Genomic DNA, 12,915 nt, shown 5'->3' on the forward strand with positions numbered 1-12,915 from the left:
CGCATCCACAGGATTGATTTCCGTGATTCATCGATCGGGGCCAGAGTAGTCGGCAACCCCTCAGGAGGAAATCTCATGGCAACGCTCGCGCAACCTGTCGGCCCCTTCGGGCTCGGCACGTTCTCAGCCCAGGACGAGGAGCCCTTCCCCGGTCTCCTGGCCGAGGGCCGGGTGCTCGACCTGAGCAGGGCCCTGGACTGGGCCCCGTCCGATGTGCGCGCCGTCGTGGAGCGCTGGGAGGCGGCCCTGCCCGTGCTGCACTCCCTCGCCGACGACGACACCCTCGGCTGGCGGCCCCTGGACGGCCTGCGGGTGCACGCCCCGATCGAGCCCCGCCAGATCTTCCAGTCCGGTGCCAACTACCGGCAGCACGTCATCGATCTGGAGGTCGCCCACCGCGCCCCCGACGACCCGCGCACGATCGAGGAGGCCCGCGCGGAGATCGCCGCGGTCATGGACCGCCGGGCCGCCGAGGACCTGCCGTATGTCTTCATCGGTCTGCCGAGCACGATCGCCGGTCCGTACGACGATGTCGTGCTGCCCTCGTGGGCCGAGAAGCCGGACTGGGAGCTTGAGTTGGCCGCCGTGATCGCCAGGCCCGCTCATCGGGTGTCGGTCGACGAGGCCCTGGAGTGCGTGGCCGGGTACACGATCGCCAACGATCTCACCGACCGGGCGACCGTGTTCCGGCGGGACATGAAGGCCATCGGCACCGACTGGCTGCGCTGCAAGAACGCCCCCGGTTTCACCCCGCTGGGGCCGTGGATCGTGCCCGCCGCGTCGATCGCCGACCCGGACGATCTGCGGGTCACCCTGAAGCTGAACGGCCAGACCATGCAGGACGAGTCCACCAAGGACATGCTCTTCGGCGTGGCCCGGCTGGTGTCGTACATCTCCCAGACCGCCCAACTGCTGCCCGGTGACCTGGTGTTGACGGGTTCCCCGGCCGGCAACGGCATCCACTGGGGTCGGCTGCTGCGCGACGGCGACGTCATGGAGGGGTCGATCACCGGGCTGGGTGTGCAGCGCACCCGCTGTGTCGCGGAGGCCACGGACGAGAGGGCCACGGACGAGGCGACCACGGAAGCGGAGGGCGCGGAATGAGCCTGGACCGGCATGACCCCGAGGGCGCGATCGCCGAGGCCGCCAAGGCGTACTCCAACTGGGGGCGTTGGGGCGAGGACGATGTGCTCGGCACCCTGAACTTCCTCGACGAGGCCAAGCGCCGCGAGGGCGCGGCCCTGGTCCGCCGGGGTGTCAGCTTCTCGCTCTCGCAGTCCTTCGACATGAACGGCCCGCAGAAGGGCTGGCGGCGCCGGACGAACCCGGTGCACACCATGCTGGACACCGGCACGGACGCGGCGCTCGGCAACCAGGGCTTCCCGCATGGCATCGGCGGCGCCGACGACGTGATCGCGATGCCGCTGCAGTGTTCCACCCAGTGGGACGGGCTCGGGCACATCTTCGACCACGGCAAGGCGTGGAACGGCCGGGACGCCGAGAAGGTCGTCACCTCCGACGGCGACCTCGTCACCGGCATCGAGCACATGGCCCCGTACGTCGCCGGGCGCGGTGTCCTCCTCGACGTGGGCCGGGTGATCGGTACCGAGGGGGAGTTGCCCGACGGATTCCCCATCACCGAGGAGCACCTCGCCGCGACCGCCGAGGCCCACGGGGTGACCGTCGGTCGCGGCGACATCGTCCTCGTCCGCACCGGACACCTCGCGCGTGCCCGGCGGGACGGCTGGGGCGACTACGCGGGCGGACCGGCGCCCGGGCTGTCGTTCACCACGGCCGGCTGGCTGCACTCCACCGAGGTCGCCGCCATCGCCACCGACACCTGGGGTTTCGAAGTACGGCCGAACGAGTTCGAGAACGCCTTCCAGCCGCTGCACCAGGTCGTGATCCCCAACATGGGCCTGCTGATCGGCGAGATGTGGGACCTCGACGCCCTCGCCGCGGACTGCGCGGACGACGGTGTGTACGCGTTCTGGCTCACCGCAGCTCCCCTGCCCATCACAGGCGCCGTCGGCTCCCCGGTCAATCCGGTCGCCGTCAAGTAGGTCCACTCCGGACCCGGATGCGCCGCCCTTCCCCGGACGGCGACGGCGCATCCGGCCCCGCACCACCCGGGCCCGCTCCCGGCGGGCGAGCCGCACCCCCGTTTCACGCACCCGTCCCGCATCCACGCGGGCAAGCCGCACCTCTGTCCCCTCTTCGGCCGGCCACTCCCCCACGGGCAAGCCGAAACCTTTCCCCAAAACGGCCCGCGCTCCCCGGCGGGCGAGCCGCACTCCGCCGCTCATCGCAGCGCGGCCCTACCTCGGGAGGTTCCCGACATGACCGAAAGCCCCACCCCGCGATCCGTCCTCGTCATCGGCGGCGGCACCTCCGGCAACGCCCTGGCGGTGCTGTTGCGCCGGGCCGGTATCGCCGTCGATCTGATCGAGGCGAGCCCCGACTGGAAGGCCTCCCTCGGCTCCGGGATCACTCTGCAGGGCAACGCGCTGCGTGTGCTGCGCGAGGTCGGCGTCCTGGAAGGCATCGAGAAGGACGGCTACCAGGCCAAGGGCGTCGCCGTCCTCGCCCCCGACGGCACCGTGCTGCACGCCCACGAAGAGCTGCGCACCGGCGGCGACGACCTGCCCGCCCACATCGGCATGCAGCGGCCCGGGCTGCAGCAGCTCCTCATCGACCAGGTGCGCGCCTCGGGCGCCGATGTCCGCCTCGGCATCAGGGCGACCGCGTTCCAGCAGGACGGCGACGGCGTCGACGTCACCTTCTCGGACGGCACGAGCCGCCGCTACGACCTGGTCGTGGGCGCCGACGGACTGCACTCCACCACCCGCTCCATGATCGGCATCACGGATGAGCCCGAAGCCATCGGGATGGGCATCTGGCGCGCGCCCGCTCCCCGTCCGGCCGGTGTCAACCGCACCGAGATGATGTACGGCGGCCGCTGTTACATCGCCGGGTACTGCCCGACCAGCGAGGACACGGTCTACGCCTACCTCGTGGAGCCGGCACGGGACCGCTCCTCGCTGGACCCGGACACGTTCGCTGACGAGATGCGGACGCTCAGCGAGAGCTACGGCGGCGCGTGGAACGAGATCCGTACCGCGTTCACCGACCCGAAGGCCGTCAACTACGCCTGCTTCGACCGGCACTTGATCGAGGGCCCGTGGCACCGCGGCCGGGTCGTGCTCGTCGGCGACGCGGTCCACACCTGCCCGCCCACCTTCGCCCAGGGCGCCGCCATGGCCCTGGAGGACGTCCAGGTCCTCGCCGAGCTGCTGACCGGCCGGGACGAGTGGAACGACCAACTCCTCACCGACTACCGCGACCGCCGGATGCCCCGCGTACGCACGGTCGTCGACGCCTCCGTCCTGCTCAGCACATGGCTGCTGGACCGCAGGCGCGACGCGGATGTGGCCGGTCTGATGCGCCGCACCCTGGGCATCCTGAAGGAACTGCCGTGACCGAGCCCGAGTCGATCCCGACGATCGACGTCCACGCCCATCTGCTGCTCCCGGAGGTCGAGGAGGCCGTCGCGGGTCATCCCGGTCTCGCGGAGGCCCGCGCTCTCGACGCACGCCGCAACGGCCCGGCCGCCCTGGCCGTCAACGGGCCCATGGTCGGCGCCCGGGTGCCCCGGCTGACCGATGTCGCCGTACGTCTCTCGGCCATGGACGACGCCGGGGTGGACCTCCAGCTGGTGAGCCCCTCCCCGGGGCACTACCACTACTGGGCCGAGCCCCGACTGGCCGAGCTGGTCTGCCGGTTGGCGAACGAGGGGACGGCGGCGCACTGTGCCAAGGCCCCGGACCGACTGCGCGGACTGGGACTGGTCCCGCTCCAGCACCCCGACCTCGCCGTCACCCTCCTCGACCACGCGCTCGACCAGGGCCTGGCGGGGGTGGAGATCTCCTCGCACGCCCCCGGCCCCGGCGGCACCCGTGAGGTGGAGCTGTCCGATCCCCGGCTCGCCCCCTTCTGGGCGCGTGCGGAGGAGACCGCCGCCCTGGTCTTCCTGCATCCCTTCGGCTGCACGCTCGACGAGCGCCTGGACCAGTGGTACCTGTCCAACACCGTCGGCCAGCCCACCGAGAACGCGGTGGCGCTGTCGCACCTCATCTTCTCCGGGGTCCTGGACCGGCATCCGGGGCTGAGGCTGATCGCCGCGCACGGCGGCGGCTATCTCCCGACCCATATCGGCCGCTCCGACCACGCCTGGCGCGCCCGCACCGACACCCGGGGCTGCGCGGAGGAGCCGAGCAGCTATCTCAGGCGGCTCCACTTCGACTCCCTCGTCCACGACCCGTACGTCCTGCGGGAGTTGATCCGGGCCGTCGGCGCCGACCGGGTGCTGCTCGGCTCCGACTTCCCCTTCGACATGGGCACCGAGGACCCCCTCGACGCCCTGCACGCCGCGCGTCTGTCCGATCACGACTTCCACGCGGTGCGGGGCGGCAACGCCGCCGCCCTGCTCAACCTCGCCCGAGGAGGCAACCCCCCATGAGCAACCGCCTGCTCACCCATCTCCGGCACGTCGACCTGGCCGTACCGGACTACGACAAGCAACTCGACTTCTACGCCGGCGTCTGGGGTCTGACCAAGGTCGCCGAGGACTCCGGTATCTCCTTCCTCGCCGCCGAGGGCAGCCCCGAGCAGTATGTCGTCCGGCTGCGCAAGGCCGACGAGAAGCGCCTCGACCTGGTCTCCTACGGGGCGGCGAGCGCGGCCGACGTCGACACACTCGCCGAGCGACTCCTCGCCGGTGGAGTGCAGTTGATCTCCCAGCCGGGCAAGGTCGAGACGCCGGGCGGCGGTTACGGCTTCCGCTTCTTCGACGTGGACGGCCGGACCATCGAGGTCTCCGCCGATGTCGAGGTACGGCAGCACCGCAGGATCGAGGAGAAGGAGTCGATCCCGGTCAAGCTGTCGCACGTCGTCCTCAACTCGCCCGACCTGAACAGGACGCGGGAGTGGTACGAGACCCACCTCGGTTTCCGGCTCTCCGACACGCTCAGCTCGCCGCACATGGGCGAGGTCATGCACTTCATGCGGATCTCCAACCAGCACCACTCCATGGCCCTGGCGCGCGGCCCGCACACCGCGCTGCACCACATCTCGTTCGAGATGCGCGGTATCGACGAGTACATGCGGGGCTCCGGGCGGGTGATCCGGGCCGGCTTCAAGAAGGTGTGGGGCCCCGGCCGGCACATGGCGGGCGACAACACCTTCACCTACTTCCTCGACCCGCACGGCAACACCGTCGAGTACACGACCGAGCTGGAACTCCTCGACGAGGACACCTGGCACCCGTCCGTCTACGACTTCTCCCGGCCCGAGGTCACCGACCAGTGGGGCACGGCCAACCCGATGAACGAGCTGGTCGCCAAGGAGTCGTTCAACGACGTGGACCGCGGCGTCTTCGTGGCCCCGCCGGTGTGATCCGTGATCCGGTCCCGCGATCCGATCCCCTGATCCGTTCCCCTGATCGCGTCCCCGGAATACGCCGGGGGCGTGGCTCCCCTGGTCAGTGCCCTGACTGCCTGCCGCGCCCCCGGTCCCGTCCCCGCCCTCTCCCCGCCCGTCCTCCGGCCGACAGGACCCCTCCCATGCGCTTCGCCACGTACGAGTACCGCGACCGGCACCAGGTGGCCGTCGTCGACGAGGACGGCACCCTCCGTCCGCTGCCCGGCGTCCACTCGCTGGCCGGTCTCCTGGCCGAGGGCGGCGGCCTGCCCGAACTCCTCGACGGGGACACCGCTCCGCTCGCGCCGGGCCCGCATGTCTCCGAGGTGCGCCTCCTCGCCCCGCTCCGCCCGCCGACCGTACGGGACTTCGTCACCTTCGAGGAGCATGTGGAGGGCGTACGGCGTTCCGTGGACGGCGGCGCGGGTGTGCCGGAGCAGTGGTACGCGGCCCCCACGTTCTACTTCACCAACCCGTACGCGGTGTACGGCCCGCACGACGACATCCCCATGCCGCCGGGGTCGGGTGCGCTGGACTTCGAGCTGGAGGTGGCCGCCGTGATCGGGGAGGAGGGCCGCGACCTCACCCCCGAGCAGGCCCGTGACCACATCGTCGGCTACACGATCTTCAACGACTGGTCGGCCCGTGATCTGCAGTCCGCGGAGATGCGCGTGAACCTCGGCCCCTGCAAGGGCAAGGACACCGCCACCACCCTCGGCCCGTATCTGGTCACCGCCGACGAGTTGGAGAAGTACCGCGACCCGGACGGCTTTCTGCGCCTCGCCCTCACCGCCGAGGTCAATGGCGAGGTCGTCGGCAGGGATCTGCTGTCCAACATGAGCTGGACGTTCGAGGAGATGGTCGCCTATGCCTCACGGGGCACGGTCGTCCGCCCCGGCGATGTGCTGGGCTCCGGCACCTGCGGCAACGGCGGCTGCCTCGCCGAACTGTGGGGCGTACGGGGCAGGCAGGACCCGCCGCCCCTGAAGCCCGGCGACACGGTGACCCTCACCGTCGAGGGCATCGGCTCCGTCTCCAACACGGTGGTGCCGGGCCCCGCTCCACTCCCGATCCCACCGGCCCGCAAGCGCCCGCGACAGCGCCCATGAGCATCTGAGCGGCGGAATCCGGCAGGAAGCCGGCAGGAACAGAAAGGTCCTTCCCCTCATGGACAAGGTTTGCGCGAGCGCCGTCGAGGCGGTCGCGGACATCCCCGACGGCGCGTCGCTGGCCGTGGGCGGCTTCGGTCTCAGCGGCATCCCGGCCGTCCTGATCGACGCCCTGTACGAGCAGGGCGCCACCGGTCTGCGGGTCGTCTCGAACAACTGCGGGGTCGACGGGCGCGGGCTGGGCGTCCTGCTGGGCGCGGGCCGGATCGCCCGGGTCACCGGCTCGTACGTGGGCGAGAACAAGGAGTTCGCGCGCCAGTACCTGTCCGGTGAGCTGGAGGTGGAGCTGGTGCCGCAGGGCACGCTCGCCGAGCGGCTGCGGGCCGGTGGCGCGGGCATCCCCGCCTTCTACACCCCGGCCGGTGTGGGCACCCAGGTCGCGCACGGCGGACTGCCCTGGCGCTACGCGCCCGACGGATCGGTCGCCGTGGCCTCCCCGGCGAAGGAGACCCGTGCCTTCGCCGACCGCACCCATGTCCTGGAGCACGGCATCACCACCGACTACGCCCTGGTCCGCGCCTGGCGCGGCGACCGCCACGGCAACCTGGTCTTCCGCAAGTCGGCCGCCAACTTCAACCCGTTGGCGGCGATGGCGGGCCATATCACGCTCGCCGAGGTCGAAGAGCTGGTGGAGCCGGGCGAGTTGGACCCGGACGAGGTGCGTGTGCCGGGGATCTTCGTCCAGCGCGTGGTGGCACTGTCGGCCGCCGAAGCGGCCGTGAAGCACATCGAGAAGAGAACGGTACGACTCTGATGCCCTGGACCCGCGACCGGATGGCCGCCCGCGCCGCCGCCGAACTCACCGACGGCTCCTACGTCAACCTCGGCATCGGCCTGCCCACCCTGATCCCCGGCCATCTCCCGCCCGGAGTCCAGGTCGTGCTCCACTCGGAGAACGGCATCCTGGGCACGGGCCCGTACCCGTACGAGCACGAGGTCGACCCCGATCTGATCAACGCGGGCAAGGAGACCGTGACCGTCCTGCCCGGGGCCTCCTTCTTCGACTCGGCCCTGTCCTTCGGCATGATCCGCGGCGGCCATGTCGACACCGCCGTGCTCGGCGCCATGCAGGTGTCGGAACACGGGGACCTGGCCAACTGGATGATCCCCGGCAAGATGGTCAAGGGCATGGGCGGCGCGATGGACCTCGTCCACGGTGCCCGCCGCGTCATCGTCCTGATGGAACACACCGCCAAGGACGGCACCCCGAAGATCGTCAAGGAGTGCGCGCTCCCGCTCACCGGCGAGCGCTGCGTCCACCGGATCATCACCGACCTCGGCGTCCTCGACATCACTCCCGAGGGGCTCGTCCTGGTGGAGTGCGCCCCCGGGGTGAGTGCCGAGGAGATCGCCGCGCGCACGGACGCCCCGCTGACCCGCCGAGTGTGAAGGGCGGAGGGGGCGGCCGTGCCGGGCGGGGAGGCCGGCTCTACGACAGCGGCATGACCTTGCGGAACGCGTACACGGCGACCACCGCGACCACGACGTGCATCAGCAGCAGGGCCACCACTCCGGCCACTCCTCCGTCGCCGAAGAGCAGGAAGTCGGGGATGAAGGACACCACGACGAGGGTCGGCGCCAGCCAGCGCACCAACGCCTCGGGGTCCTTCGACACCTTGCGCACCACGGCCCAGCCGATCGCGCCGGCGATCACCCCGACCGCCGTCAGGAAGATGTACGAACCCGGCATGAGCGGCTGGAAGTCGTCCGGCGCACCGATGGCGAGGGCGGCCAGGGCGAGGATCGCGTCGGCCAGGGAGGCCACGACGATCGCGCCGACAACACCTCCGATCACGACGAGCGGACCACGGCGGACGGGGGTTGCGGCAGAGGCGACAGACATGGGGGCTCCAGAAAGGGGGACAGGGAGGAGTTCAGCGGCTTCCGACAAGGGAATCACTTGAACTCTCAAGCACAACGAGTGTCGCGCGATCCGTTTGAAATTTCAACCCCGATGGCCGTATTGCCAGGGTCACAGGTGGCGCCCCCAAAGGGGCGCGGGGCGGGAACATTCTGCGGCTCCGCCGCGCGGGCGCGACCAGCCACCACGGCGCCGCAGCCAACCGACGGCCTATCGCGGTCCATTCAGCGGAGCGCTACCGCCTCGGCCCCCCGATCGCGTAAGCCACCGTGCCGCCGACCGCGAGGGTCAACGCGGTCCAGGTCCCCGCCGCCGTGCCGGGAGGCACCAGCATCCAGGCCGCCACCCGCGTCGGCACGCTCGTCGGGGCCGGGGCGAAGAGCGAGAACGACAGCCAGACAATCGGCGGCGTCCACGCGTACCGCGCCCCGCACACCGCCGCCCCCAGGGCGACCAGCCCGATCAGCCCCGCGCTGTCCCGGACGACGAACGCGGTGGTGGCCAGGTCCGCGCCCAGCGTCTGCACCGCACACAGCACGGCACCGACGACCGCCCCCGCGAGCAGCACATGCGCCGCCCTGCGGTACCTCCAGCGGATCGCGGCCGTCCGGTCCAGTTCCGGGTCCTGCCCGCCGAGTCCGATCGACAGCGCCGTCACCCCGGCGGTGAGGACCAGCACGGCCGACCGGGCACCTTCGGAGCCCTCCCCGCCGTTCCGAGCCAGCGCCCACACCGCCACCGCGCTGATCACCACCGTGGCGAGCGAGGCGGGCACCTGTCGTGAGCGCGCGTACAGCGTCAGCCATCTCACCGGGACGCGTCCTCCAGCACGCTGAGCGGATCGGCCGCGCAGGAGACGGCGGCGGTGTGTGTCGCCCTGATCCTGCGGACCTGTTCGGCCCGTGGCCGCGCCGTCAGTTCCTTCCAGACCGGGTCGGCCAGGGCGCTCTGGTCGAGGGAGGAGTGGAGGGTGCCGCCGAGCGGTTCGTAGTCACCGAGGACCCAGCCCGCCGCGATGCCCTGGGCGGCGATCTCGCCGAGTGTGCCGCTCTCGTTGCGGCTGCGTGCGAAGCACGTCGGTGCCAGGCCCTGTGCGAGGAGGGCTCGGGTCAGTTTCTCGCCCTTCGCGGAGTCGAGCATCCCGTCGTCGAAGTCGACGAGCACGGCCGTACGGGATCTCTCGGGTGTGTCGCCGATGGCGAGCAGGGCGGTGGTCTCGCGGAGGGAGACCGGCGCCCGGTCGCCGAGAGTGTCGTGCAGCAGGGCCAGTGCCTCCCGGCCGGGGCCCGCGAGGTCGGCGAGCCGGTCCTGGTGCACCCTGGCCACGCACACCGGGCCGTCGCAGACCTGCGCCGCGGCCGTCTCGTCGACGACATACGTCCGGCGCGGGTCGGCGGGGAGGACGAGCAGGGCGACCGCCACGCCCGCGAGGACGGGAGCCAGGGCGAGCAGCCGGGCACGCGGGGTCGCGGCGACCAGCAGCGCGAAACCCGTCGCGGTCACACCGAGCAGCCAGAGCGTCTGGCCCACATGGACGGGGGCGGAGAGCGTGAGGAGCACTTCGCGTACCTCGGCCACCGCCGGTGACAGCAGTGAGAGCCGGTTCGGTACGGCGGCGGTCGGCACACCCCAGTCCGTCGACGGATGCACGAGGTTGACGAACACGAAGGCGGCCACGGCCAGCGCGGGCGGAGTGAGCGGCGACGGCAGGGCCCGCCCGATCCCCATGCCCAGTACGGCCCCCGCGACCAGGCCGAGGAGCCCCACCAGCGAGATGGGCAGCCACCCGAAGGGGAAGTAGTCGGCCTCGGTGAGCACCTGGACCGCGCCGGTGAGGAGGACGAGCGTGAAGGCCGAGGCCAGGGTGATCGCCATCGCGCCCACCAGTGTGGCGGCGCGGTGCCGGGCGGGCCTCGGTGTGCTCGTCAGCAGCTCGGACATCTTCGAGCGGCGGTCGCGCAGCCCCTGGAGCGCCCCGAGCCCCAGGACGAGCGGCCACAGCAGGACCAGCAGGAAGCGGGTCTCCAGGGCCATGGCCGTCCACTGGGCCGTCCACACCGTGCCGATTCCGGGGACGAGGAAGAGGAAGGTCAGCGCGATCGCCAGGACGGCGGCTCCGGCCCAGGGGGCGACGGAGCGCCTCAACTCGACACGCAGGACACGGGCGTTCACCAATTTCCCCTTTCCCGCGCGGGGTTGAGCAGCATGGCCGAGTAGCCGCGCTCCAGCGGGGTGTCGCCCTGGTGCTCCGCGCCGCCCGCCGAGGCCAGTTCGTCCGGAGGGCCCTGGAAGACGAGGCGGCCCTCGGCGATCAGCACCACATCGGTGCAGACGGCGGCCACGTCCTCGACCAGGTGGGTGGAGACGACCACGCAGGTGTCGGTGCCCAACTCCTGCAACAGCTCACGGAAGCGCAGCCGCTGCGCCGGGTCGAGGCCGACGGTCGGCTCGTCCAGCAGCAGGATCGCCGGGTCGTTGACGATGGCCTGGGCGATACCGACCCGTCGCACCATGCCGCCCGACAGTGACTTCATCCTGTCGTCGGCCCGGTCCGCGAGCCCCACCCGTTCCACCGCGCGCTGCACGGCGGCGGGGATGTCCGCCTTGGGGACCTCCTTCAGCCACGCCATGTACTCGACGAACTCGCGTACGGTGAACCGCTTGTAGTACCCGAACTCCTGCGGCAGATAGCCGATCCTGCGGCGCAGCGCACGGTGTTCGCCCAGGCCGCCCACGCTCTCGCCGAGCAGTTCCAGGGTGCCTTCGGTGGGGCGCAGCACGGTGGCGAGCGTCCGGATGAGGGTGGTCTTGCCGGCGCCGTTGGGTCCGAGGAGGCCGTGCACCCCGGTGCCCAGGGACAGGTCGAGTCCGTCGACGGCCATGCGTTTCCTGCCGACCCTGACCTTCAGCCCGTCGGCCCGGATCTCCCAGGCGTAGGCGGTCGGTGCGAGGTCGGCCGCGTTCACCGCGGGCATCATTGCTTCCTTTCCGATGGTCACTGTCGGGCTCCCAGCACGGAGTACGCGCCCCTGCGGGCGATCACGACACCGATGCCGAGTGCGAGGATCAGCCCCCACACGGGCAGCCCGTCCGCCCGCAGGGCGAGGGCCGTGCGGCCCGCCGCCAGGGTCGGCGCCAGGATGACGGCGGCCCATACGGCCACCAGCGCGACGGCGGCGCGGGTGACGCCGATGACGCCGCCGAGCGCCAGAGTCGTCGAGGTGAAGGCCAGACAGGGCAGCAGCCACTGCGCGGCCGTCACCCCCGTCGCCCAGCCGCCCAGCAGCAGCGGGGGGACGACCACGGCGAGCACGGCCGCGGTGCGCCGCAGCACCAGAGGCAGTCCCGCTCTCGGTGCCGAGGCCGTGAGTTCGTACGCCGGGTCCAGACCGCGTGACCACGACGCCGCCACGGCGAGCACCGGCAGGACCGGGGCGAGCAGCAGCACCAGCGACACCTCGCCTGAGCCGGGGCCGAAGCCGGTGTCGGCCAGGTCGAGGAGGAGCGCGAGCAGGGTCACGCTCACGACCATGGCCAGCCAGGGCACCGCCGTCGGGGTCGTCCAGCGGGACAGGGGCGCCGCCCAGTGGCGTCGGCGCGGCATCGTGGCGGTGGCGGCCAGTCGGGGTTCGAGGTCGGACCACACGGTGTCGACCAGCGACGACACGGCGGGCGCCCGCGCCGTGACGGCGGCCGACAGCCGGTCGCGGCACCCCCGGCAGGTCTCCAGATGGGCTTCCAGGGCCCACATCTCGTCGGCGGCGATGTCGGCGGCGCCGTCCGCGTAGGCGTCGATGAGCCGCCTCGACGCGTGTTCCCCGTTCATGCCAGCGCCTTTCGCATCGCGATCCGGGCACGGCGGGCCCGGGTCTTGACCGTGCCCTCGGGCAGCCCGAGCAGGACGGCGGTCTCCCGGACGGACAACCCGTCGAGGACCATCGCCCGCAGTACGTCTCTGAGTTCCGGCGCGAGCCGCCGCAGCGCGTCGCCGACGTCACCGCCGACGGTCGCCCCGGGCGCCTCCTCCTCGGCGGCGGGTGCCACGGGGTGGGGTGCCGCGGCGGGCGGTGGTTCCGCGTGGTGGGCTCTGCGCCGGAACGCGTCGACGAGGCGGCGGGCCGCGATCGTCCACAGCCAGCCGACGGCCGTCCCTCCGGCCGCGGCCCCGGCGAACGCGCCCGCCGCGCGCCACACCGCCAGAAAGGTCTCCTGCATGACCTCGGCGACGATCTGCTCGTCCGCGCAGCGACGACGCAACCGCACCGCCAACCACGGTGCCGTACGCCGGTACAGCTCCTCGAACGCGGCCCGGTCGCCCTTCGCCACCAGCCGGACGAGACGCTCCTCGTCCACCTCGTGCAGCGCTGCTCTGACTGATCTCACACCCGCTAGACGCCCGGCCCGGGC

General features: G+C 71.8%; 14 protein-coding genes. 8 read left to right on the forward strand and 6 right to left on the reverse strand.

The genetic code is table 11. The features are described 5' to 3' along the window. The first annotated feature begins 75 nt into the window (after positions 1–75). The 8 genes from ACWD4G_RS16535 to ACWD4G_RS16570 all read left to right on the forward strand — a co-directional run bounded on the left by ACWD4G_RS16535 (position 76) and on the right by ACWD4G_RS16570 (position 8,036). Positions 76–1,104 (forward strand): fumarylacetoacetate hydrolase family protein, encoded by a 1,029-nt coding sequence (locus ACWD4G_RS16535; RefSeq protein ID WP_451293819.1) that lies wholly within the window; start codon positions 76–78, stop codon positions 1,102–1,104. Continuing rightward, positions 1,101–2,063, forward strand: a complete 963-nt coding sequence (locus tag ACWD4G_RS16540; RefSeq protein WP_451293821.1) for a cyclase family protein — start codon at positions 1,101–1,103, stop codon at positions 2,061–2,063. The genes ACWD4G_RS16535 and ACWD4G_RS16540 overlap by 4 nt, the downstream gene beginning before the upstream one ends. A 276-nt stretch (positions 2,064–2,339) precedes the next feature. Further along, the gene (locus ACWD4G_RS16545) at positions 2,340–3,479 is read left to right on the forward strand and encodes an FAD-dependent oxidoreductase (RefSeq protein WP_451293823.1); all 1,140 of its coding nucleotides are present in this window, start codon (positions 2,340–2,342) and stop codon (positions 3,477–3,479) included. Next, a complete protein-coding gene (locus ACWD4G_RS16550) occupies positions 3,398–4,519 on the forward strand; it encodes an amidohydrolase family protein (protein ID WP_451293824.1) in 1,122 nt (373 codons plus the stop codon). Before ACWD4G_RS16545 ends, ACWD4G_RS16550 begins: the two co-directional genes overlap by 82 nt. Then, positions 4,516–5,454, forward strand: coding sequence for a VOC family protein (locus ACWD4G_RS16555; RefSeq protein ID WP_451293826.1), 939 nt, complete (start codon positions 4,516–4,518; stop codon positions 5,452–5,454). Before ACWD4G_RS16550 ends, ACWD4G_RS16555 begins: the two co-directional genes overlap by 4 nt. A 167-nt stretch (positions 5,455–5,621) precedes the next feature. Beyond that, a complete protein-coding gene (locus ACWD4G_RS16560; RefSeq protein ID WP_451293828.1) occupies positions 5,622–6,587 on the forward strand; it encodes a fumarylacetoacetate hydrolase family protein in 966 nt (321 codons plus the stop codon). A 58-nt stretch (positions 6,588–6,645) separates the two neighbouring features. Next, entirely contained in the window at positions 6,646–7,401 is a 756-nt protein-coding gene (locus ACWD4G_RS16565; RefSeq protein ID WP_451293830.1) for a CoA transferase subunit A, read from the forward strand. After that, the gene (locus ACWD4G_RS16570; protein WP_451293832.1) at positions 7,401–8,036 is read left to right on the forward strand and encodes a CoA transferase subunit B; all 636 of its coding nucleotides are present in this window, start codon (positions 7,401–7,403) and stop codon (positions 8,034–8,036) included. The genes ACWD4G_RS16565 and ACWD4G_RS16570 overlap by 1 nt, the downstream gene beginning before the upstream one ends. Before the next feature lie 40 nt (positions 8,037–8,076). Here the strand turns inward: ACWD4G_RS16570 and ACWD4G_RS16575 are convergent, their stop codons facing one another. The 6 genes from ACWD4G_RS16575 to ACWD4G_RS16600 all read right to left on the reverse strand — a co-directional run bounded on the left by ACWD4G_RS16575 (position 8,077) and on the right by ACWD4G_RS16600 (position 12,891). Beyond that, positions 8,077–8,490 carry a DUF6069 family protein gene (locus ACWD4G_RS16575; protein WP_451293834.1) on the reverse strand — a complete coding sequence of 138 codons (414 nt, stop codon included), beginning with the start codon at positions 8,488–8,490 and terminating at the stop codon, positions 8,077–8,079. A gap of 253 nt (positions 8,491–8,743) precedes the next feature. Next, positions 8,744–9,319 carry a hypothetical protein gene (locus ACWD4G_RS16580; RefSeq protein ID WP_451293836.1) on the reverse strand — a complete coding sequence of 192 codons (576 nt, stop codon included), beginning with the start codon at positions 9,317–9,319 and terminating at the stop codon, positions 8,744–8,746. After that, positions 9,316–10,680 carry a hypothetical protein gene (locus ACWD4G_RS16585; RefSeq protein WP_451293838.1) on the reverse strand — a complete coding sequence of 455 codons (1,365 nt, stop codon included), beginning with the start codon at positions 10,678–10,680 and terminating at the stop codon, positions 9,316–9,318. The genes ACWD4G_RS16580 and ACWD4G_RS16585 overlap by 4 nt, the downstream gene beginning before the upstream one ends. Then, on the reverse strand, positions 10,677–11,486 hold the full coding sequence (locus ACWD4G_RS16590) for an ABC transporter ATP-binding protein (protein WP_451293932.1): 810 nt from the start codon (positions 11,484–11,486) through the stop codon (positions 10,677–10,679). The genes ACWD4G_RS16585 and ACWD4G_RS16590 overlap by 4 nt, the downstream gene beginning before the upstream one ends. Positions 11,487–11,503: 17 nt before the next feature. Further along, positions 11,504–12,334: a zf-HC2 domain-containing protein gene (locus ACWD4G_RS16595; RefSeq protein WP_451293840.1), complete on the reverse strand. Its 831-nt coding sequence runs from the start codon at positions 12,332–12,334 to the stop codon at positions 11,504–11,506. Next, complete coding sequence (locus ACWD4G_RS16600; protein WP_451293842.1) at positions 12,331–12,891, reverse strand: RNA polymerase sigma factor; 561 nt, start codon at positions 12,889–12,891, stop codon at positions 12,331–12,333. The genes ACWD4G_RS16595 and ACWD4G_RS16600 overlap by 4 nt, the downstream gene beginning before the upstream one ends. Between the last annotated feature and the right edge of the window lie 24 nt (positions 12,892–12,915).

Source organism: Streptomyces sp. NPDC002643 (assembly GCF_053592555.1).

Coding starts and splice junctions, on each gene's coding strand:
- ACWD4G_RS16570 (WP_451293832.1), top strand. CDS start 7,401: ATGCCCTGGACCCGCGACCGGATGGCCGCCCGCGCCGCCGCCGAACTC.
- ACWD4G_RS16565 (WP_451293830.1), top strand. CDS start 6,646: ATGGACAAGGTTTGCGCGAGCGCCGTCGAGGCGGTCGCGGACATCCCC.
- ACWD4G_RS16535 (WP_451293819.1), top strand. CDS start 76: ATGGCAACGCTCGCGCAACCTGTCGGCCCCTTCGGGCTCGGCACGTTC.
- ACWD4G_RS16575 (WP_451293834.1), bottom strand. CDS start 8,490: ATGTCTGTCGCCTCTGCCGCAACCCCCGTCCGCCGTGGTCCGCTCGTC.
- ACWD4G_RS16555 (WP_451293826.1), top strand. CDS start 4,516: ATGAGCAACCGCCTGCTCACCCATCTCCGGCACGTCGACCTGGCCGTA.
- ACWD4G_RS16545 (WP_451293823.1), top strand. CDS start 2,340: ATGACCGAAAGCCCCACCCCGCGATCCGTCCTCGTCATCGGCGGCGGC.
- ACWD4G_RS16540 (WP_451293821.1), top strand. CDS start 1,101: ATGAGCCTGGACCGGCATGACCCCGAGGGCGCGATCGCCGAGGCCGCC.
- ACWD4G_RS16590 (WP_451293932.1), bottom strand. CDS start 11,486: ATGATGCCCGCGGTGAACGCGGCCGACCTCGCACCGACCGCCTACGCC.
- ACWD4G_RS16595 (WP_451293840.1), bottom strand. CDS start 12,334: ATGAACGGGGAACACGCGTCGAGGCGGCTCATCGACGCCTACGCGGAC.
- ACWD4G_RS16560 (WP_451293828.1), top strand. CDS start 5,622: ATGCGCTTCGCCACGTACGAGTACCGCGACCGGCACCAGGTGGCCGTC.
- ACWD4G_RS16550 (WP_451293824.1), top strand. CDS start 3,398: ATGGCTGCTGGACCGCAGGCGCGACGCGGATGTGGCCGGTCTGATGCG.